We start from the raw sequence: 20,857 nt of genomic DNA on the forward strand, positions 1-20,857 counted from the left end.
GTCACCTTCAACGGTCGAGGGAGGGTTTGTCCTGGTTGATGCGGTGTACCTGGGTGTTGCTGCGGGCCGCCAGCAGGCGGGCGAGGAGCACGGCCAGCGCGACGGCGGGCGCGGCGATCAGCAGTCTCTTCATCGGCCGACCCCTGTCAGGAATCCGGTGACCACGGCGTGGTAGGCCTCGGGACGCTCCTCCTGGAGGTGGTGTCCCGCGTGGTCCATGACGTACAGGTTGCCCCGGGGCACCATGCGCGCCAGCATGAGCGGATAGTCGGGCGTCAGGAACGCGTCCTGCATGCCCCACATGAACAGCGCCGGCGCCTGGATCCCGGCCAGCTCGGCGGTGAGGTCCTGCCATTCGCCGCGCGGCGAGTCGGACATGGCGGCCAGCGCCCTCTCCTGCGGATCCAGGCTCTGCTCGTAACGCAGGTCCAGCGTGGACTCCGGCAGCCGGTCGCCGTCGTACCACTCCAGGCGGGTGATGAGGTCGCGCATCTTCTCCCGCGTGGGCCCCTCGCCGCCGTAGTAGACGTCCCGCGCGTTGCGGCCGCGGCGGCCGCCCTCGGGCAGGGGCGCGAGCGGGCCGTGGAAGACCGGCATGCTGCCGGTGATCACCAGCGAGCGCACCCGGCCGGGGTATCGGGCGGCCAGGCACAGCGCGATGGTGCCGCCCCAGGAGTTGCAGACGAAGTCGGCCCGCTCCACGCCCAGCGCGTCCATGAGCGCGACCGTCTTGGCCGCGTGGAAGTCCCACATCGGGCCGGTGATGACGCACTTGTCCGACCTGCCGTACTGCAGGATGTCGACGATCAGGCAGCGGCGCTCGGCGGCGAACAGCGGCGCCACCGGGCCGAAGTCGCTCCACCCGGTGCAGCCGGGGCCGCCGCCGTGCAGGAAGATCGTGTCCGGTCCCGACCCCAGGTCGAGATAGTGGTATTTGACGCCGTCGGCGTCGGCGTACGAACCGCTGGGCGGTTCCATCGCGCCTCCTCAGTCGTTGGTCTCGTCGATCTCGGCGCGCGTGCGCGTGACGGTGCCGGCCGCCACCCGCAGGAGCACCTCGCACAGGCGGCGCATGGCCCTGACGTCGACGGTGTTCATGCCGAGGGCGAAGTCATCGGATACGGCCTTCGGCATGCCCACGCGGGCCGTCGGGATCCCGCGCGCCCGCAGGATGTTGGCGTCGGTGGCGCCGCTGTTGCCGTCCACGGGCTCGTGCGGGCGCCCGTTCACGCTCTCCCAGGCGCGTACGGCGCTGCGCACCACCCAGCTCTCCGGCGGCGTGCGGGTGCCCGGGATGGCCAGCACCATCTCGACCGCGAGCTCCGTGCCCAGCTCCGCCGACACCTGCCGGACGTACGCCGCCAGCTCCCGCTTGGCCTCCAGCGGAGTCGTGCCGGGCGCGATGCGCAGGTCGAGGCGGATGCGGCAGGCCGCGGGCGTGACCGCGAGCATGCGCTCCCAGCCGCCCGCGATCGACCCGACGATCCCCTGCGGGGCGGCGGTCGCGGTGCGGTGCCGCTCGGGGTAGTCCGCCAGCCACCGTTCCAGCCGCGTCACCACCTCGGCGGCGGTCACGATCGGGTTCCGGTACGGCAGGCGGTGCCGGCTCCCCGCGTACGTGTGGGTCCCCGGGACGACGATCTCGAACCAGCACAGGCCGACCTCGTCGTGCGCGACGAAGTCCCCCGGCTTGGCGATCACCGCGTGGTCGGGCTGCCAGCCGCGTTCGAGCAGGAACGAGCAGCCGGCCCCGTGCCCCGTGTTCGCCCGGCCGTCCGGGGCGATGGCGTTGGTGGGCATGCCACCGGCCCCGAAGGCCACCAGCAGATCCCCGGACAGCCGGGGGCGCAGGGCGGCCAGGGCCTCGCCCACGACCAGGACGCACGCGGCGTGGCCCTTGGGGTTGCTCGCGCCGAGGCCGCTGACGTAGGGGCCCTCGCAGCGGGCCTCGGCCCGCATGTCGGGGCGCAGCTCCGGGCCGATCCAGGGCACGTCCAGGTCCGGGTCGCCGGTGGTCAGGGTGTCGATCGGGGCGTACAGCATGAGGTCGGCGCCCGTGCCGTCGCCCTTCAGCCGGCCGACCGCGTTGGCCTGGCCGTCGTCGATGCGCTGCGCGTGCGCCTCCAGGCCCGCGGCGGCGAGCCGGTCGGCCAGCCACCGGGCCAGCGGCGCCTCGCCGCCCGTGGGGCTGGCGATGGAGGTGACGTCCACCGCCGCCGCGCGCAGGCGGTCCTCGGTGATCGACGCGAGGGCCTTTCGCACCAGATCGTCGCGGTTCATGACGCCGGCTCGATGACGGCGACCCCCATGCCGGTCAGCCACTCCGGCATCGGCTCGTACGCCAGCGTCCGACCGGGCGCGAAGCCCAGCGCCGCCGCCATGGCCAGCCACGACCGCAACTCCTGGCCACCGTTGCCGGCCGCCTCCTCGATCCGCTCGGTGGACAGGCCGGCGTAGCGCTCCAGCTCGCCCCGCTCCAGCGCGGCCAGGAACTCCTCGTCGAACTCGGGGAAGATGACCGGCCGCGCGGCGGTGATGATCTGCCGGCGGCGCGCGTCGTAGCGCTCCCAGTCGCCCCGGCCCTCCCGCCAGGCCTCCACCAGGAACTCCTCGTCCGGCCCGTGCGGGTCCTGCCAGCGGCTCGGCCACGGCAGCCGGTGCGAGAGCCCGCCCGAGGCGATGACCGCCACCCGCAGCCCCTCGGGCAGCGCCGCCACCGCGGCGGCGAGGTTGCGCCCCAGCTCGGCGCAGCGACTCATCAGCGGCAGCGGCGTGGCGAACACGTTCACCACCAGCGGGATCACGGGCACGTCGAGGTCGCGAAGCAGGTACTGGACGGCGTGGCTCTGGCCGTGGTCGATCTGCAGCCTCGCCGAGATCGCCACCTCGGTGCCCGCCTCGACGAGGGATTCCGCGAGGCTCTGGGCGAGGTCGGGGCGGGTGCGCTGCGGGCCCGACGGCGTGCCGGACTCCCCGGACGCGATCACCTCGTCCACGCCGAGGGTGAAGGCGGGGATCAGGTCCAGCCAGAAGCCGCGGAAGTGGTTCGACCCGATGATCATCGCCACGTCGGGACGGGCCGCGGCGAGGGCGTCGCGGGCCGTGCCGAGCGCGGCGCGGAAGCGTTCCGCGCGGTCCTTGTGCTCGACCTGGTCCCAGTGGGTGTTCATGAGCGTCGAGTGGGACGCGCCCACGCCCAGGACGATCTCGCCCATCAGCCGAGGTCCCCAGTGATCTTGAGGCGTTCCGCGCGCTCCTCCGTGACCTCCTCGGCCAGCTTGCGCCACTGCAGGAGCGAGTCGTCGGGGCGGTACAGCCGCTCCGGCGGCGCGTCGGTCACCTCGACCATCCACTTGTCCTGGCCGGAGAACTGGCCGTGGAAGAGCCAGCGCACGGCGCCGAGGTATTTGGCGTAGAAGGGCAGCGTCCTGATGCCCTTCTCGAAGTTGGCCATCACGCCGACGTAGAGGTGATTGTCCGCGTCGACCGGCACGTAGAACTCGTAGTGGATGAAGGTCGGGTAGACGATGCGCAGGACGCCCGGCATGCTGACCGAGGCGAACCCGGGGAACTCCTCGGCGGCGATGGCCGGGTTCACCTTGCGGTGGCTGCCCGTGTTGCCGATGTTGGCGACCTGCTTCGGCGGCTTGAGCTTGTACCACGCCTGGTTGCTCCACCTGCCCAGGCCGGGGAAGTCGGCGTCCCAGTGCTGGGCGTCCTGCACCCGGAAGATCCACCGGCCGCGGCGGACGATCCGGGTCTCGTTCCACACCGGCATGGCCTTGAACAGCCGCCACAGCGCCGTGCGGTGCAGGTATTTGGCGTGTCCCTCGTCGTAGCCGTTCTCGCAGGCGAAGCGCCAGTTGCCCACGCGGGACTGGATGCGCGCGCCGATCACGGCGGGGTTGTCGCGCAGTTCCTCGGGGAGCTGGTCGTCGATGGGCGGGGCGTCCTCGCCGTCCCCCACGAAGATCCACACCATGCCGAGGCGCTCCTCGACCTCGTAGGTGGGCTGGGTCACCTTCCCGCAGATCGGCGACCGCGGCCCGTCCGTGATCACCGCCTTGAGCGCGCCGGTCTCCAGGTCGAACGTCCAGCCGTGGTACGGGCAGGAGATCGTGCCGGGGAACTGCTGGTTGCCGTAGCTCAGCGGCACGCCCCGGTGCGGGCAGCGGTCCTTCAGCGCGTAGGCTTTCCCGCCGTCCCGGATGACGACGATGCGCTCGCCGAGCAGCGTGATCGCCTTCGGCTTCCCCGTGATGTGCGAGGAGAACGCCACCGGATACCAGTAGCCGCGGAACCCGCTGGCCGCCGCCTGGTAGTGGGGCCAGCTCGACCAGTCCTGCCGGCCCGGCAGCCGGCCCCGCCGCGATGGCCGGCGCCTGGCGTCTCCCCCGATCGCAGCCGGCGTACCCGCCTCCGCACTCATTCTCGCCTCCGCTTCCATGGCTTGTCCGCGGCTCCCGATGCGCCGCGACAGGCAGTTCACCACCCGCGGGGCCGAGCGGCCCAGCGCGGCATCCCGCCCAGCGGACCGTGTCCCGCTGAGCGAGCCGTGTTCCGGTCAGCGGGCCGCGACCCGCGGGGAGCGGCGCGGGCGCTGTGTAGCTTCCGTGGCCGGAAAGGAGTGCGACGTTGGAGATCGAAACCGATATCGCGATCATCGGAGCGGGGCCGACCGGGCTCTACGGCGCCTACTGCGCCGGGTTCCGCGGCCTGCGCACCGTGCTCGTCGACGCGCTGCCCCAGGTCGGCGGGCAGATCTCGGCGCTGTACCCGGAGAAGGAGATCCGGGACGTGGCCGGGATCCCCGGCGTTCCCGGGCGTTCGCTGGTGGCGGCGCTCTCGGCCCAGGCGGCCGCGTACGATCCGGTCCACCTGCTCGGGCGGCAGGCGGTCGAGCTGCGCCGCGACGCGGACCCGAGGCCGGTCGTGGTGCTGTTGGACGGCACGGCGGTCCGCGCCGGTGCCGTCGTGCTCACCTCGGGCATCGGGACGTTCACCCCGCGGCCGCTGCCGGCCGGCGAGGAATGGCTCGGCCGGGGGCTGACGTACTTCGTGCCGGACCCCTCCGCGCACGCCGGCCACGACGTCGTGGTGGTGGGCGGCGGCGACAGCGCGGTCGACTGGTCGCTGGCCCTGGCGCCGCTGGCCAGGTCGGTCACGCTGGTGCACCGCCGGGCCGCGTTCCGCGCGCACGCGGGCGGCGTCGCGGCCGCCCGCGCGGCGGGGGTCCGCATCGTCGTGGACAGCCAGGTCGTCGGGCTGTCGGGCGCGGAGCGGGTCGAGCGGGCGCACCTGCGCACGCGCGGCGAGGCCGACCGCGCGGTGCCCGCCGACTCCGTCATCGCCGCGCTGGGGTTCATCAGCGACCTCGGCCCGCTCGCCGGCTGGGGGCTGTCGCTGCGCGGCAGGTCGGTCCTGGTCGACCAGCGCATGCGTACGGGCCTGCCCCGCGTGTACGCGGCCGGCGACCTCGCCGAGTACGACGGCAAGGTCCGCCTGATGTCGGTGGGCTTCGGCGAGGTCGCCACCGCGGTGAACAACGCCGCCGTCGAACTGGACCCCGAGCTGCCCCTCTTCCCGGGGCACTCCACGGAAAGCGTCTGAGCACAGGAGAGATTCATGAGCTACGTCATCGGCCCCGCGTGCGTCGACGTCAACGACCGCGCGTGCGTGGACGTGTGTCCCGTCGACTGCATCTACGTCGGCGACCGCAAGAGCTACATCAACCCCGCCGAGTGCATCGACTGCGGGGCGTGCGAGCCGGAGTGCCCGGTGGACGCGATCTTCGTCGACCGGGCCGCCCGGGGCGACGAGACGCGCACGCTCTTCCTCGACGACGCCAGGGCGTTCTTCGCCGAGGTGCTGCCCGGCCGCGAGGCGCCCCTCGGCAGCCCGGGAGGCGCCCGCAAGGTCGGCGACCTCAACGCCGACACGGCACTGGTGACCGGCTACGGCGCCTGATCAGCGGCCGGTGAAGCGCGGAGGGCGCTTGTCCAGGAACGCCTGGAGCCCCTCCGCGGCGTCCTGGGTGCCGATCAGCTCCAGGACCGCCTGCCACTCCAGCTCCAGCGCGTCGTCGAGGGGCAGGTCGTAGCCCGCCTCCACGATGCGCTTGAGCAGGCCGATCGTCGTGGTCGGCCGGGCCGCCAGGTCCTCGGCGTGCCCGGCCACCACGCGGTCGAAGTCGTCGTCGTCCGCCACCACGTCCACCAGCCCCAGGTCGAGGGCCTCGGCGGCGGACAGGCGGGCGCCCTCGATCATCAGGCGCTTGGCACGGTGCGGGCCGAGCAGGCGCGGCAGCCGCTGGCTGCCGCCCGCTCCGGGGAAGAGGCCCAGGCTCGTCTCGGGGAAGCCGATGGTCGCCGAGGAGGCCAGGATGCGCAGGTCGCAGGCGAGCGACAGCTCGGCCCCGCCGCCCAGGGCGTGGCCGTTCATCGCCGCGATCACCGGCTTGGGCGCGCGTTCGAGCAGGCGCTGCACCTCGACCCAGCGGCGCATCTTGACGTGGTTGGCCACGGACAGGTCGCGCATCACGGCGATGTCGGCCCCCGCGACGAAGAAGCGGCCGGTCCCGCGGACGACCAGGCAGCGGACCGAGGGGTCCCCGGCCAGCGGCGGGATCACCTCCAGGAACTCCTCGATCAACGCCGGGTCGACGGCGTTGGCGGGCGGCCGGTCGATGACGATCGTCGCCGTCCCCCCATCCCTCCGCACATCCAGATATTTCGTCATCTGCGCTCCTATTCCAGTGCGCCGGCGTCACGCAGCCGGGCGAGCTCTTCGTCGTCCAGATCGAGCAGGTCCTTCAGCACGCGGCCGGTGTGCTCGCCCAGCAAGGGGGCGGGCGCCGTCAGCGCTCCGGGGGTGCCGGACATGCGCACCACGATGCCCTCGTGCCGCACCGGGCCGATGAGCGGGTGCTCCAGCACCGGGTAGAAGCCGCGGGCGGCCAGGTGCTCGTCCGCCTCCACCAGGTCCCGGCCGGTGGCGACGACGGCCGCGGCGATGCCGAGTTCCTGCAGCTCGGCCGCCAGCGCCTCGCCGTCGCGCTCCGAGCACCAGGCCGCGAGCGCGGCGTCGATCTCGTCCTCGTGGCGGCGCCGCTCCTCCAGGCCCGCCGAGGCCGGCCCCGGCAGCCCGGCGTGCTCGGCCAGCCGCCGCCACTCCTCGTCGCCCCGTACGGCCAGCGCGATCCAGCGGTCGTCGCCCCTGACCGGGTAGACGCCGTGCGGGACCATGCGCGGGTGCCGGTTGGGCCGGGTCACCAAGGGGCGTTCGCCGAGCTCCGCCTCCAGGACGGCCGGCCCCATCGACGCGGCCATCGCCTCCAGCTGGGAGAGGTCCACGTGTCCCCCGCGCCCGGCCGCGACCAGGTCCAGGACGGCGAGCACGGCCGCGTTGGCCGCCACCATGTCACCCAGCCCGAACGTCAGCCCCTCCGGCGCCTCCCCCGGATCGGCGGTCTCGCTGGTGAGGCCGGACATCGCGGCGAGCGTGTCGGCGAAGGTCACCGCGTTGCGCCAGGGGCCGCTCTGCCCGACCCCGGCCATCGACACCAGGATGATGCCCGGCCGCAGCTCCGCCAGCCGGTCGTAGGACAGCCCCCACCTGGCCAGGACGCCGGGGCTGAAGTTCTCGATGACCACGTCGCACTCGGCGGCCAGGCGCCGCAGCACCTCGAGGCCGGGCTGGGTGCGCAGGTTGAGGGCGACGCTGCGCTTGCCGCGGTTGAAGTTGACGAAGTAGCCGCCGTCGTCGATCCCGGCATCGGGACGCAGCCGCATGGACGGGGCGAAGCGCGTGGGGTCGCGGCGGTGCCGGGATTCGATCTTGATGATGTCCGCGCCGTGCTCGGCCAGCGTCTTGGTGGCGTACGGGCCGGCCAGCACCCACGTCAGGTCCAGGACGCGGATCCCTTCTAGCGGGCGCGCGCCGGGCCCGCGGGCGCCGTCGCGGCGGCCCCGGGGGCCTTCGCTCCGCCAGGGGGCCTCGGCGGGGGCGGGCAGGGGCTCGGTGAGGCGCACCGGGCGGCGCAGGGCCGCGACGCCGGTCACGCCGTCCCCGGGCAGGGCCGCGAAGGGGAAGCCGACGTCGGTGACGCCCTCCTCGGGCAGTCCCGCGCCCAGGACGCGGGCGAAGAACCCGCGCTCGGCGAGCTGCGGGTTGCCGGGCAGGCTGGTCGCCGTGGAGACCTCCGCCCACGGCAGCGCCCGGGCCCGCCCCTCCTCCGCCAGGGAGGCGGCCGAGCGCCTGGCGACGAACCTGGCCACGACCTCGTCCACGTGCTCGCGCCCCCGCCAGCGGAAGACGGGATCGGACCACTTGTCCTCCGTCAGGTCCTCCGCCTCGCCGCACTCCGCCATCCAGGCGAGCAGATCGGTCCACATCCGGTCGCTGCCGGAGTATCCGCCCGCGACGTGGCCGTCGGCGGCGCGGAAGACCCGGTGGGCCACGTGCTCGTACACGCCGCCGGTGCGGGACGGGTACCGTCCCGCGTGGATCCAGGCGATGGCGCCCGTCTCGAGCGTGGCGGCCACCGCCTCCTGCGCGGAGACGTCGATGAGCTGGCCCTGCCCGATGCGGTCGCGGGCGATGAGGCCGAGCAGCGCGGCGATGGCCGCGTGCGCCCCCGCGAGCTGCGTGGCCTGCTCGCGGGGAGGGGGCTTGGGCGGCCCGCCGGGCTTGCCGCCCAGCCAGGCCATGCCGCCGGCGGCCGCGGCCACGAGATCGCCTGCGCGCCAGTCACGCCGGGGGCCCGTCGTCCCGAACGGCGTGACCACGACGTGGACGGCCCGCGGCCAGCGCGACGTGACCGCGCCGGAGTCCGTACGGACGCCGCGCAGCTCGCCGAACGGGCCGCTCTCCATGACGATGTCCGCCTGCCCGGCGAGCCGGTCGAGCGCGGCCGGGCTCACCGGCGCGCTCACGACCCGCTTTCCGGCGTGCCAGTGCAGGGTCTCCGCCCGCGACAGCGCCGGGCTCCCCGGCCGTTCCACGCGTACGACGTCGGCGCCGAGGCCGACCAGCAGCCTCGCCCCGTTGAAGGCCAGATCGTCGGTGAGGTCGAGAACCCGCAACCTCGTCTCCTCCCGTGTGTGCCGGAGCCTCGACGCTAGAGCGCGCCCTCACCCGGGCGCGACCCCGCCGGTCTGTCCAGCGGTCCACGCGATCAGGCCGTACGGGCGTCCCACGCGTCCGGCGGCACCCCCTGCTCGCGCAGGTCGCCCTTGACCACCTTCGCCGAGGCGTTCCTCGGCAGGGCGTCGAGCACGCGCACGTACCGGGGGACGGCGTGGCGCGGGAGCCGGTCCAGGCACCAGGCGTGCACCCGCTGCGGGCTGAGCGTGGCCCCGGGCGCCGCGGTCACCGCCACCAGCACCTCCTCCTCGGTCAGCTCCGACGGCACGCCCACCGCGGCCACCTCCAGCACGCCCGGCATCGCGGCCACCGCCTGCTCCACGTCCCAGGTCGCGATGTTCTCGCCGCGCCGCCTGATGACGTCGGCGCGGCGGCCGGCGAAATGGAGGAAGCCGTCCTCGTCGAGCCGGCCGCGGTCCCCGGTCATGAACCAGCCGTCACGCAGGACCTTCCCGGTGGCGGCGGGGTCGCCGGCGTACCCGCTGAAGATCATCGACTCCGCCCGGGGCCGGACGGTGATCTGCCCGATCCGGCCCGCCGGGACCGGCAGGCCGTCGTCGTCCCTGATCACCACCTCGTACTCCGGGACGGGTCGCCCGGCCGAGCCCGGCCGCCGGGCGCCGGCCGTGCTCGCCGCCACGTCGCCGAGCTCGGTACACGCGTACGCCTCCAGCAGCAGCACCCCGAACCGCTCAAGGAACCGCCGCGACAGGCCCTCCGGCGCCGGTCCCCCGTAGGCGCGGCGCACCTGGTGAAGGGTGTCGGAGCCGGTGGCGGGCGCCCGTTCCAGGATGGCCGCCACGGCGCCCATGAAGTTGAACGCGGTGACCCCCTCCCGCCGGCAGATCTCCCAGAACCGGGAGGCGGAGAAGCGCCGGTGGGCCACCAGCGTGGCGCCGGAGATCAGCGCGGGCAGCAGGCCGGCGTGCCGGACGTTGATGTGGTTCCAGGGGAAGACGTTGAACAGCACGTCCCCCGCCTCGTAACCCATGGTGCGGGCCACCCGCCGGGCGTGCCGGACCCCGGCGAAGTGCGGCAGCAGCGCTCCCTTGGCGCGGCCCGTGGTCCCCGAGGTGGCCATGACGACGGCGGGGTCCGCCGGTCCCGGCCGCCGCGCCGGAAGGCGGTGCGGCGCGGCGAGCAGGTCGTCCAGGTCGGCCGAGCCCGGCACCTCGGCCGCCTCCCGCCCGGTCACGAGCACCACGCGCTCCATCCCCGAGGCCAGCGCGGCCAGCCCGGGGTTGGCGCGCACGGCGTCCGTGCCGGCGATGAGCACGCGCACCCCGGCGGCCCCGGCGAGCCGCCGCGCCGCGTCGAGCCGTACGTCCAGGGCCAGCGGCACCTCCACGGCGCCGAGCCTGGCCAGGGCGAACGTCACCTCGACCAGCCGCGGCCCCGGGGGCAGGCACGTGAGGACCCGGTCGCCGCCCGCCACCAGGCCCGCGAGCCCGCCCGCGACGGCGCTCGCCCGCTCCAGGCACTCACCGACCCGCAGCGAGGCGCCGCCCTCGAACCGCACGAGCTCCGCCTCCGGCGCGCCGGCCGCCCGGCGCTCCAGCACGTCGAGCATCGTCTCCGGCGCGGCCGTGACATCGTCCATGTGCTCCCTCACGATCAGGACATTCCACCCATCGGATGTGGATGACAGGATGTCCCATCCCTCGGGGGACGACCCACAGGGGGGTTTGCCTGGCGGGCCGGCTCATCTCGTGATGGCGCCCCCGCGTGACCGGTAGAGGATGTACGGCCTGGCCAGGTAGGCGAGCGGCGCCGCGAAGGCGTGGATCAGGCGGCTGAAGGGCCACAGGGCGAACAGGGCCATGCCGAGCCGGTCCCAGCGCGGCCATCGCGTCCAGCGTCGCTTCCACCAGGACCAGCGAGGCCTCTTCGATCTGCCACGCCGAGTCGTTCATGCCCGCGTCCGCGCCCGGGGCCGCGAGCGGGGCCGCGAGCGGGCCCGGGGCGTCGGACGGGAACGCCTCGGGCACGGCGCCACCCTATCGGACGATCACCGACAGGGGCGCGCTCCTCGTCGATCCCAGGGCGTTGGCGAACTCCACCACGTACTCGTACTCCCCCGCGGGCTTGCCCGTGACATCGAGCGACGCGTGCTGCGCCTTCGGCGTCGCGGCCACGAGGTCGCCCTGGCCCACCTGCACGCCGTTCTCGAAGAAGCGGTAGCGCGTGGCGTTGGTGCCCCACCACAGGTCGGCGCGGACCGTGAAAGCGCCGTCGTGGTCCCGGTTGTCGTCGCTGAGCGACGGCGCGCCAGGAGCGGCGTCCTTCACCGTGACCCGGAGCGGTTCGACGGCGCGGACGCCCTTCGAATTGACCAGCTCGCCGGTGTACACGTACGAGCCGTTCCGCCGTCCCGAGAGCTTGACCTCGGCGTGCTGCGCCCCGGGCGAGTTCATCGTCAGCTCCGTGGTGCCGATCAGCTCGCCGTTCTCGAAGAGGCGGAAGCGAGTGGCGTTCTCGCCGTGCCAGAGGTTCATCGAGATCGTGTAGGCGCCGTCGAGCAGGCCGGTGTCCCACCCGTTGTCCGACGTGAGCGCGGCCGTGGCCGGGACGGTCGTGGCCCCGTCGTTCACGGCGGTCACCGTCCACCGGTCGAAGTCGTAGACGACGGAGGCGCCGTCCACCGAGGCGGTGAACGTGGACCCCAGCTTGTCCTGCCGCAGCCACGGGGTGTCGAACAGCTTGAACGAGTCGTAGTCGATCGCCGTGCCGTTCACCAGGTGGGCGGCGCCGGGCGCCTGGGCCGCGGAGTCGAAGGTGATGTCGAGCTCGTCCCCGTTCAGGCTGTGGTAGACGAGCCGGGGATCGGCGTCCTCGAGGTGGCTCGCGTCGATGCTCGCGGTGCGGACCAGGGCGCTCGCGAACGCGTCGAGGTCGGCGTACGCGGACTTGTCGGCCGTCTCCAGCGCCCACCCGTTCCTGTCGGCCTGGCTGCGCAGGATGTCGTAGCTGTAGCTGAGACCGGCGGTCGGGTGGGTCTGCGCCGTCGTCTTCACCTTGTTCGCCGGGTCGTTCGGCGTCTGGTGGTACCACTTCCCCGGCTTCACCAGCTTGTACGCGAAGTACATGGACCCGGCGTCGGCGACCGTCCACCCGTCCACCTCACGCCGCTCGCGGATCGAACCGGAGGTGGGGAACAGCGCGTTGACGTAGTTGGAGGTCTGGTCGCCCGACGACTTGTAGACGCCCACCGCAGTGGGGCCGTTCTGCATCACCCGCTGGTTGGCGGGCTGGTTGTAGGTGCCGATCGGAGCGGTGCCCTGGTCGACCGACAGCCGGAACAGCGGATTCGCGGCGTCGGAGTGCCAGCGGAGCACGACGGGCAGGTCCTCGATCCAGTTGTCGACCCGGCGGTACTGGACCTCCGTGCCGAGACCCCAGGTGGGGCGCACGTAGCTGGTGCGGTAGATGTCCATCGCGCGCCCGCTCGAGTTCTGCAGGTTCGTCTTGCGGGAGGTGTACGACTTGTCGGTCAGCCGGCCGATGCGCACGGCGAGCTCGGGCGGCGCGTACGTCATGCCCTTCCAGGCGGCGAGGCCGGCGTACTCGAGGTTCGGACGGTAGGCCGCCGGCGCCGGGTTGTCCGATTCGCCGACGCCCTGCTGCGCGCGGTGGCCGCCGAAGTACGTCCAGGCGAGCGTCGAGTGGTCCGCGGCCCGCCACGTCGGGTCGTTGGCCGCGTGCGCGTCGCCCTTGGCCCGGCTCTCCGACGAGATCATGTAGCCGTTGATCCAGTCGTTGGCCCACTCGAACCACATGACGTCCATCGCCATCTTCACCCGCTGCCGGAGGTCGGCGTCGCCGGCCCACTGGTAGATGGCGTTGAGGCAGAAGTACGTCATGAAGGTGTACTCGGGGCTCTGGTACTCGGCCCATCCCCGCCGCACGCCCGCGTCCACCATCTCGAGGATGTTGGCCTTGTTGATGCTCTTCAGCCGCTCACCGGAGTTGCCGTTCAGGTCGGCGAGGTCGGGGAAGTACTGTCCGACGAGGTAGCCGGTGGCGTAGTTGCTCATCCGCAGGTTCTCGGTCTGCGCCAGCTTCTGGTAGGCGTACGAGGCGAAGTAGCTCCGCACGTGCGCCAGCGTGCCGGCGTCGAACTGGTCTCCGACCATGAGGTACGCGTACATCTTCGCCATGGTCTTGTACTGCTCGTAGTCGTAGCTCTGGAAGAGCGTGTCGAGCTTGGCGAGGTTCGCCGCCACGTTCTCGTGATCGGCGAGTTGCGCGGCGTACTGCGCCACGTTGACGGCGCCGCTCTCCTCCTTCATGGCCTTGGTCTTGTCCCACAGCCAGCCCGCCCGGGTCTCTTGGGTGCCGGGGAACGGGGCGGGCGACTCGGGCACGTACGGGCCGGTCGTGACGGAGAGCGGGGAGCTCGGCGCGCTGACGTTGCCGCTCGCGTCCTTCGCCCGGACCGTGAACTCGTAACTCGTCGCGGGCATCAGGCCGGTCACGACCGCGGAGGGGGCGTTCCCGCCGACGGAGGCGGCCAGGTAGCCGTCCCGGTAGACGTCGTACCCGGTCACGCCGACGTCGTCGGTGGACGGCTGCCAGCTGAGCGAGACGCCACCGGCGGAGACGACCCCGCGGGTGAGCGCCGTCGGCGCGGTCGGGGGACCCGCGTCGGAGACGCTGCCCAGCTCGTAGATCCCTACGTCGTCGACGTTGATCGCCTCGTCGGTGCCGCCGGTGTCGACGCGCACCGAGAATCCGAGCTCGACCGTCGAGATGACCCGCTGCCCGCCGTTGGGCACGATCGTGAAGCGGTACTGCGGGATGTCGGTCTCGTCGACCTGCGACAGGGCGCCGGAGGCGCCGGTGTAGGCGGAGGTGGTCGTGACGCTCACGGCCGGGACCGGGAACCGGGGCACCAGGTTGTTGTCGAAGTTGCCGAACTGGATCTGCGCGTAGATGTCCTTCGCGACCGGCTTGTCGCTGGCCGCGCCGCGCCTGAGCTCGTAGCGCAGCGCGAACTGCTGGGCGGGGCTGCCCACCGGCTGGCGGTAGACGGCGTTGATGCGGTCCTTCAGCGCGCCGGCGGACCAGCGCCGGTAGAAGTAGCTCGAAAGATTCGCGCCCTGGGCCGCGTCCCTGAGCTCGACGGCGTTGTCGCCGCCCACGCTCACGATCTGCTGCGTGCCTCCCGACGCCGGGTTGGCCACGGTCAGCGGGCTCGTGCCGCCGTCGAACCCCGTGTCCATGTCCGCGGCGAGGAGGTTGACCGGTGGGGTGTCGGCCGCTGCCTGCGGCGCCACGAACAGCGCCGCGGCGCATAAGGAGGCCAGGGCCCCGGCCAGGATGGTCATGAGTCACGCCTTTCGCTGGTGTGCGGGTCGGCTACTTGACGGCCCCCGTCGCGAGGCCCTTGCTCCAGAACGACTGCAACGACAGGAACATGGCGACCACGGGCACGACCGAGACGAGCGCGCCTGTGACGACGGTGCTGTAACCGATGGGATAGCCCTGCAGTTCACGCCAGCCGACGAGGCCGACGGTCACCGGCTGGAGCGAGGTGTCGGCGAGCATGAGCGAGGGCAGGAGGAAGTTCGTCCAGATCGCGACGAACTGGAACAGGAAGATCGTGACCATCGCGGGCGCCATGAGCCGCACGCCCATCGCGAAGATGCGCAGCTCTCCGGCGCCGTCCATCCGGCCCGCCTCCAGCAGGGCGTCCGGTATCGAGGACGCGGCGTAGATCCGGCTGAGGTAGACCCCGAAGGGACTGACGATGCTCGGGATGAAGACGGCCCAGAACGTGTTGATGGTGCCGGTGAAGCTGAACACGAGGTAGAGCGGGATGGCGAGCACGGGCGCGGGCAGGAGCACCGCGGCCAGTACGGTGCCGAAGACCGCCTCGCGCCCCGGGAAGGAGAACTTCGCGAGCGCGTACCCGCACATGGACGCCAGGATCGTGGAGACGATCCCGCCGCCCACCGCGTACAGCAGCGAGTTGAGCAACCAGCGCGCGTAGATGCCGCCCTGGGCCTGGAACAGGGTTTGGACGTTCTCCACGAGGGCGAAGTCCTCGCCGAACCAGAAGCCGTTGCCCGAGAAGACCTCCCCGCCGCCCTTGGTGGCGGAGACGACCAGCCACCACACCGGGAGCAGGAAGTAGACGGCGAAGAGGGTCATGACGGCCAGCACGAACGCGCGTGAGACGGGGCTCACGGTCCGGAGCGGATGCGTGCGGGGCCGCTTGCGGCGGCTCGGCGCCTTGGCGGCGGGCTCGGTTCGCGGGGGCGATTGCAGTGCGGCGGTCATCGGGTGACGCTCCTGGCCGAGGCGCGGAAGACGAGGACGGACAGCACGCAGATCAGGGCGCCGAGCACCACGGACTGCGCGGCCGCGTAGTTGAAGTCGTTGGCCGAGAGCGAACGCACCGCGGCCATGATCGGGGTGTAGGTGGAGGGCAGGTTCGGCGCCACCGACTTCATCGTCACCGGCTCGTTGTAGAGCTGGGAGGTGCCGATGATGGAGAAGACGAGGGTGAGCAGCAGGGCCGGCCGGACCAGCGGGACCTTGATGAGCAACGCGGCCTTCCAGCCGGAGCAGCCGTCCAGGGCGGCGGCCTCCATCGTCTCCTCGGGGATGGCCTGCAGCGCCGCGAAGATCAGGATCGTGTTGTAGCCGGTCCAGGCCCACGTCAGGATGTTCGCGATGGAGAACGGCAGGGCGCCGTCGGTGACGAAGCTGGCGTCGACGCCGATCGAGGCGAAGAACCCGGCGATGGGGCTCAGCGTGGGCGCGTACAGGAACGACCACACCAGGGCCGCGATCACGCCGGGCAGCCCGTAGGGCACGAAGTACGCGATCCTGAAGAACTTGCGTCCCTTCGGCACGGACGAGTCCAGCAGCAGGGCGAGGAAGAGCGCGATGCCCAGCATCACCGGCACCTGGATGACGCCGATGAAGCCCACCCGGCCCAGGGACGCGATGAAGTCCCCGTCCTGGAAGACCCGCAGATAGTTGCCGAGTCCCGCGAAGACGGTCTCGGCGCCGCCGAGGCCCAGGCCCGAGCGTTTCACCGCGAAGAAGCTCTGCACCACGGAGTAGCCGGTCGGCACCAGGTAGACGACGACGAAGAGCAGGAGGAACGGCAGCACGAACGGCGCGGCCCGCCGAAGCTCGCGAAGTCGGCTCGGCCGCTGTCTCGTCACAGGGGACACGGTGACCTTATCTGTCGAAGTACCGGGGAATGCGCGGGCTACTTGCTGACGGAGAAGCCCTGGGCCTGCAGCGCGGACACCGTTCCCGTCTGGGCGGCGTTCAAGGCCTCCTGGAAGGTGGCGCTCTTGGCGGCCACCTTGCCGAGGCCGTCACCGAGCGCCGAGGCCGTGGTGGACATCACCGGGCCCCACCGCCAGTTCGGGTTCACCTTGGCCGACTCCGCGCGGAACAGCTGGTAGATGGCCTGGCCACCGTAGTAGCTCTCCGGAGCGTCGAGCGCCTTGCTGGCGAGCCCGGACTTGGAGGCCGGCAGGATGGCCGCGGATTCGATCAGGTTCGACACGGACTTGTCGTCGGTCGACATCCACAGCGCGAACTCGGCAGCCTCCTTGGGGTGCGCGCAGCCCTTCATGACGGCCGTGGCCGAGCCGCCCGAGTTGCCGACCGTGTCCGCGCCGTCCCAGCGGGGCATGGGCGCGACGGCCCACTTGCCCGCGGAGCTTGCGGCGTTGTCCCGGATCAGCGACGCCGACCAGACCGGGCCGACCTCCGCCCACACCTTGCCGCTGTTCCACGCGGTGTAGAGGGCCGCGTCGAAAGCCGGATAGGACGTGACGAGATCCTGGTCGAAGAGCCCCTGCCAGTAGCCGGCGACCTTGCCGTTGGCGGCGCTGTTCACGGAGACCGTCCAGGCGTCGCCGTTGACCCCGAACCAGGGGGCGTCGCCCTGCCAGGCGAAGCCGGCGTAGAGGTACGGGTCGGTCGGCAGGTTCATGATGCGGGACTTCGGGTCGGCGGCCTTCACCGCGGCGGCGGCCTTGCCGAACTCCTCCCAGGTCTTCGGGACCTCGATCTTCGCGTTCTTGAAGAGGTCGGAACGGTAGAACAGGCCCATCGGCGCGGTGTCGACCGGCACGCCGAAGATCTTGCCGTCGATGCCGACATTGCCCCACACCCAGTCGGGGAACTCGGCGCGCCGCGCCTTGGTGTGCTCGCTGACGTCCTGCAGCAACCCGGCGGCGAGGAAGCTGGCGAACGTCTCGTAGCCGATCTGCGCCAGGCACGGGGCCGTACCCGCCTTCGCGGCCGTGAACATCTTGTCGTAGCCGCCCGCGCCGCCGTTGGCGATGGCCTCGTACTTCACCTGGATGCCGGGATGGGACTCGTTCCACAGCGCCACGGACTTGTCGTAGCCCGAGGCCCAGCCCCAGAAGGTGATGGTCACGGGGCCACCGGTGCTCGCCCCGGTGGTGCTGGAGCACCCCGTCAGCGCGAGGCCGGTGGCGACGACGGCAGCCGCGGTGAGTCGCGCGTTTCGGTTGAGCATGACGTCCTCTCAACAGTTCGTTCAGGTCTTGATGGGGGATCACCGGCGGCATGCACGGCTGTTGAGAGCCTTCAGCACCTGCTACGGGGTCCGACGGCTGACCGCGTCTCGAAGGGCATTTATTTCCCCTTTACGACGATCAGGTTAATGGCTGGATACTTGCATACAAGCTTCCGGGCATGCAACGATCAATTTCGTGAGTCCCCCTCGAGCGCTCGTCCCCGAGCCCACGCCCGCCGGCCGCGACCCGATGCTGTCGCCGGTCACCCGAGACCGCGCGCCGGCACGGACCTCCGATCGCGTCTACGACGAGTTGGTCTCCGCGATCCGCGACCTGCGGCTCGCCCCCGGCGCCTCCCTGTCCGAGACGGACCTCGCAGAACGGCTGCACGTCAGCCGCACGCCGGTGCGGGAAGCCCTCGCGCGGCTCGTCGACGCGGGGCTCGTACGCGTGGTGCCGCAGGTCGGCACCCGGGTCGGGTTGATCAGCCTGCGCGATGTGGAAGAGGCGCGCTTCGTCCGCGAGAGCCTGGAGGTCGCGGCCTTCGAGGTGGTGTGCGCCGATCCGGCGCCCGACGTGAGCGTGCTGCGCGAGCTGCTCGACCGGCAGGAGCACAGCTACCGCACGGAGGACTACGACGCCTTCTTCGCGGCCGACGAGGCGCTGCACGGCGAGATCTTCTCGCTCAGCGGTTATCCGCGCGCGTGGCAGGCGGTGCAGCGGATGAAGCTGCAGCTCGACCGGCTGCGCCGGCTCGCTCAGCCCGACCTGGCCTCGGTGCGCGAGCTGATCGACGAGCACACGAAGATCGTCGACGCGCTGGAGGCCGCCGACCTGCCGACCGGCCGTGCCCTGATCAGCCGGCACGCCAGGCGGGCTCTCGAGCTCGGCCCGTCGCTGCGCGCCGAACACCCCGACTACTTCACGGACTGAGCGCGCCGGTCCCCGCTCCGGCGGCTACCGCGATTCCGGCCTGCCCGCAGGTCCCTACCATGAACGGACGACCATGAGAATCATCGACGTGCTGGGCCGGCACGCATGACCATCCGTATCTCCCTGGGCCACATCGACCGGTACGACTCCCGCGTCGCGACCTTCGCCCACCAGCTCGCGCTCACCGGCGTGCAACTGCACACACCCGACCTGCTGCCCGGGACCGACGGCTTCTGGAGCCTGGCCGAACTGCGGGCCCTGCGGGAACGCTGCGACGCCGACGGGCTGTCGATCGACGGCCTGGAGAACGTCCCGCTCGCCCACTTCTGGAAGATCCAGCGCGGCCTGCCCGGCAGGGACGAGCAGATCGAGAACTACCAGAGGACCCTGCGCAACCTGGCCGCCGTAGGCATCGACCTGCTCGGCTACAACTTCCTCGCCACCTATGTCTGGCGCACCGACATGGCCGCGAAGGGCCGCGGCGGCGCCATGGTCACCGCGTTCGACCTGGACGACGCGCACCGCGGCAACGCGCTCGCCGGCTACCGCCTGACCCCGGACCAGCCCGTGGACGAGCCGATCACGGCCGACCAGATGTGGGCCAACCACCAGTACTTCCTCGACGCCGTCCTCCCCGTCGCGGAGGAGGCCGGCGTGCGGCTCGCCCTGCACCCGGACGATCCCCCCGTCGACGAGCCCCTCGGCGGCGTCGCCCGGATCTTCACCTCCCCGGCGGCCATCGGGCGGGCGCGCGAGCAGGCCGGGGGCAGCCCGTCCTGGGGGCTGAACCTCTGCCTCGGAACGGTGTCGGAGATGGCCGGCGAGCAGAGCGTCAACGAGGTCATCGACCTCCTGGGACCGGCCATCTTCTACGTGCACTTCCGGGACGTGCGCGGCACGGTGCCGCGCTTCAGCGAATGTTTCCTCGGCGAGGGGAACTACAACCCGGCACGAGTGATCCGCCGGCTCGCCGGCTCGGGGTTCTCCGGATTCCTCATCGACGACCACGTACCAGCCATGATCGGAGACCTGGACACCTGGGGCGACACCTCGTCCGAGGCCTACTGCAGCCGGGGCCGGGCCCACGCGATCGGATATCTGCAAGGCGTGCTGAACGGCCTGGCACTCGACGAGCCGGACGACGCCCCCGCGCTTCAGCTGCCGGCACAGGTGTGATGTTTCTCCGAGCCCCTGAGGATGAGCCGGGTGGGGAGCACGCGGGTGGCGAACGGCGAGGTGTCGCCGTTCAGGCGGCCGAGTACGAGCTCGGCGGCGGTGCGCCCCATCAACTCGATGTCCTGGCTCACCACTGACACGGGAGGGTCTCCGAGCAGGGCCGTCTCGAAGTCGTCGAAGCCGACGAGGGGCAGCCGCCGCCCGGCCTGCTGGAACGCGAGCAACGCGCCGATCGTCGCGCGGTTGTTGGCCGCGAAGAGGGCGTCAGCCGAGTCGTCGCGGAGCACGGCGCCGACCTCGCGTTCGGCCTGCTCCCGCGTGTGCGCCGTGGTGATCGTGAGCAGGTCGCCGGCACCGCCCAGCCCGGCCTCGGCGAGCGCCGCGGCGTATCCGGCGTGCCGTTCGCGCATCGTGTAGATGTCGAGCGAGTCGCCGACGAAGGCGATGCGCCGCGACCCGGCGCGGGCGAGCGCGAGGGTGGCCGCCCGCGCGCCGCCCGCGTTGTCGGCGAGCACGGCGTCGGCACCGGCGTACGACACGGGCCGGTCGAGGAGGACCAGCGGCGGGATCGGCGCGGCGACGTCAGCCCAGTCGCGGGCGGCCCGCCGCGGCGGCACCACGATCAGGCCGTCCACCCTCTGCTCCATGAGCCGGTCGACCAGGCGATCGTGCCGCCGGCCGTCCTCTTCGGAGCTGGCGATCGTGACCAGGTAGCCGGCGGCGTCCGCGACGCTCTCGATGGCCCGGGCGAGCGTGGAGTAGTAGGGGTTGGCGAGGTCGCTGATGACCAGGCCGATGGTCTTGCCCGTACGGCCGGGCCGGATGCTCGCCGCGGAGAGGTTGCGGCGGTAGCCGAGCTTCACGATCGCCGCGCTGATGCGGCCGGCGAGGTCGGGATCGATGTTCGTCTCCCCGTTGACGTGCCGCGAGACGGTCTTCAGGCTGACTCCCGCCTCGTGCGCGACATCCTTCATCGTGGGGTTGCGAACCACCAGGTCTCTCCAGTCCGGCGGCCGTACCGCCCGATCGTGGCCTGCCGTCCCCGGCAGGCAGGTGCAGTGTACGTGCGGCGCGGGCCGTTCAGCGGG

Annotated in this window: 17 protein-coding genes and 1 pseudogene; 4 read left to right on the top strand and 14 right to left on the bottom strand. The window is 72.1% G+C overall.

Annotated features, from left to right (window positions below; all coding sequences use genetic code 11):
- Nucleotides 1-7 precede the first annotated feature (7 nt).
- From H4W80_RS62560 to H4W80_RS09540, 5 genes are read right to left on the bottom strand one after another with little or no spacing between them, the layout of a single operon-like run.
- On the bottom strand, nucleotides 8-133 hold the full coding sequence (locus H4W80_RS62560; RefSeq protein ID WP_264085971.1) for a hypothetical protein: 126 nt from the start codon (nucleotides 131-133) through the stop codon (nucleotides 8-10).
- Nucleotides 130-978: an alpha/beta fold hydrolase gene (locus H4W80_RS09525; RefSeq protein WP_192784753.1), complete on the bottom strand. Its 849-nt coding sequence runs from the start codon at nucleotides 976-978 to the stop codon at nucleotides 130-132. Before H4W80_RS09525 ends, H4W80_RS62560 begins: the two co-directional genes overlap by 4 nt.
- A 9-nt stretch (nucleotides 979-987) precedes the next feature.
- Complete coding sequence (locus H4W80_RS09530) at nucleotides 988-2,280, bottom strand: M20 family metallopeptidase (RefSeq protein WP_192784754.1); 1,293 nt, start codon at nucleotides 2,278-2,280, stop codon at nucleotides 988-990.
- Entirely contained in the window at nucleotides 2,277-3,215 is a 939-nt protein-coding gene (locus tag H4W80_RS09535; protein WP_192784755.1) for a DODA-type extradiol aromatic ring-opening family dioxygenase, read from the bottom strand. The genes H4W80_RS09530 and H4W80_RS09535 overlap by 4 nt, the downstream gene beginning before the upstream one ends.
- Nucleotides 3,215-4,429, bottom strand: coding sequence for an aromatic ring-hydroxylating dioxygenase subunit alpha (locus H4W80_RS09540; protein WP_192784756.1), 1,215 nt, complete (start codon nucleotides 4,427-4,429; stop codon nucleotides 3,215-3,217). The genes H4W80_RS09535 and H4W80_RS09540 overlap by 1 nt, the downstream gene beginning before the upstream one ends.
- A 206-nt stretch (nucleotides 4,430-4,635) precedes the next feature.
- On the opposite strand from H4W80_RS09540, the gene H4W80_RS09545 reads away from it, so the two are divergent.
- Complete coding sequence (locus H4W80_RS09545; protein WP_192784757.1) at nucleotides 4,636-5,610, top strand: NAD(P)/FAD-dependent oxidoreductase; 975 nt, start codon at nucleotides 4,636-4,638, stop codon at nucleotides 5,608-5,610.
- A 15-nt stretch (nucleotides 5,611-5,625) separates the two neighbouring features.
- Entirely contained in the window at nucleotides 5,626-5,967 is a 342-nt protein-coding gene (gene fdxA / locus H4W80_RS09550; protein ID WP_192784758.1) for a ferredoxin, read from the top strand.
- Here the strand turns inward: fdxA and H4W80_RS09555 are convergent, their stop codons facing one another.
- The 8 genes and pseudogenes from H4W80_RS09555 to H4W80_RS09590 form a co-directional block, all read right to left on the bottom strand.
- Entirely contained in the window at nucleotides 5,968-6,738 is a 771-nt protein-coding gene (locus tag H4W80_RS09555) for an enoyl-CoA hydratase/isomerase family protein (RefSeq protein WP_192784759.1), read from the bottom strand.
- A gap of 8 nt (nucleotides 6,739-6,746) precedes the next feature.
- Complete coding sequence (locus H4W80_RS09560; protein ID WP_192784760.1) at nucleotides 6,747-9,083, bottom strand: CaiB/BaiF CoA-transferase family protein; 2,337 nt, start codon at nucleotides 9,081-9,083, stop codon at nucleotides 6,747-6,749.
- A gap of 92 nt (nucleotides 9,084-9,175) precedes the next feature.
- The gene (locus tag H4W80_RS09565; RefSeq protein ID WP_192784761.1) at nucleotides 9,176-10,744 is read right to left on the bottom strand and encodes an AMP-binding protein; all 1,569 of its coding nucleotides are present in this window, start codon (nucleotides 10,742-10,744) and stop codon (nucleotides 9,176-9,178) included.
- A 102-nt stretch (nucleotides 10,745-10,846) separates the two neighbouring features.
- Nucleotides 10,847-10,972: pseudogene (locus H4W80_RS09570) on the bottom strand (respiratory nitrate reductase subunit gamma); the annotation flags it as partial.
- A gap of 169 nt (nucleotides 10,973-11,141) precedes the next feature.
- On the bottom strand, nucleotides 11,142-14,471 hold the full coding sequence (locus tag H4W80_RS09575) for a fibronectin type III domain-containing protein (RefSeq protein WP_192784762.1): 3,330 nt from the start codon (nucleotides 14,469-14,471) through the stop codon (nucleotides 11,142-11,144).
- 31 nt (nucleotides 14,472-14,502) lie between these two features.
- The gene (locus H4W80_RS09580; protein ID WP_192784763.1) at nucleotides 14,503-15,426 is read right to left on the bottom strand and encodes a carbohydrate ABC transporter permease; all 924 of its coding nucleotides are present in this window, start codon (nucleotides 15,424-15,426) and stop codon (nucleotides 14,503-14,505) included.
- Nucleotides 15,423-16,322: a carbohydrate ABC transporter permease gene (locus H4W80_RS09585; RefSeq protein WP_192784764.1), complete on the bottom strand. Its 900-nt coding sequence runs from the start codon at nucleotides 16,320-16,322 to the stop codon at nucleotides 15,423-15,425. The genes H4W80_RS09580 and H4W80_RS09585 overlap by 4 nt, the downstream gene beginning before the upstream one ends.
- Nucleotides 16,323-16,369: 47 nt before the next feature.
- Nucleotides 16,370-17,659, bottom strand: coding sequence for an ABC transporter substrate-binding protein (locus H4W80_RS09590; protein WP_192784765.1), 1,290 nt, complete (start codon nucleotides 17,657-17,659; stop codon nucleotides 16,370-16,372).
- Between the two features lie 196 nt (nucleotides 17,660-17,855).
- On the opposite strand from H4W80_RS09590, the gene H4W80_RS09595 reads away from it, so the two are divergent.
- Nucleotides 17,856-18,593 (top strand): GntR family transcriptional regulator, encoded by a 738-nt coding sequence (locus H4W80_RS09595; protein ID WP_318786777.1) that lies wholly within the window; start codon nucleotides 17,856-17,858, stop codon nucleotides 18,591-18,593.
- A gap of 105 nt (nucleotides 18,594-18,698) precedes the next feature.
- Nucleotides 18,699-19,769: a mannonate dehydratase gene (locus tag H4W80_RS09600; RefSeq protein ID WP_192784766.1), complete on the top strand. Its 1,071-nt coding sequence runs from the start codon at nucleotides 18,699-18,701 to the stop codon at nucleotides 19,767-19,769.
- Here H4W80_RS09600 and H4W80_RS09605 read toward each other — a convergent pair.
- Entirely contained in the window at nucleotides 19,748-20,761 is a 1,014-nt protein-coding gene (locus H4W80_RS09605) for a LacI family DNA-binding transcriptional regulator (RefSeq protein WP_192784767.1), read from the bottom strand. The genes H4W80_RS09600 and H4W80_RS09605 overlap by 22 nt on opposite strands.
- Between the last annotated feature and the right edge of the window lie 96 nt (nucleotides 20,762-20,857).

The organism is Nonomuraea angiospora, assembly GCF_014873145.1.
GTDB lineage: Bacteria > Actinomycetota > Actinomycetes > Streptosporangiales > Streptosporangiaceae > Nonomuraea > Nonomuraea angiospora.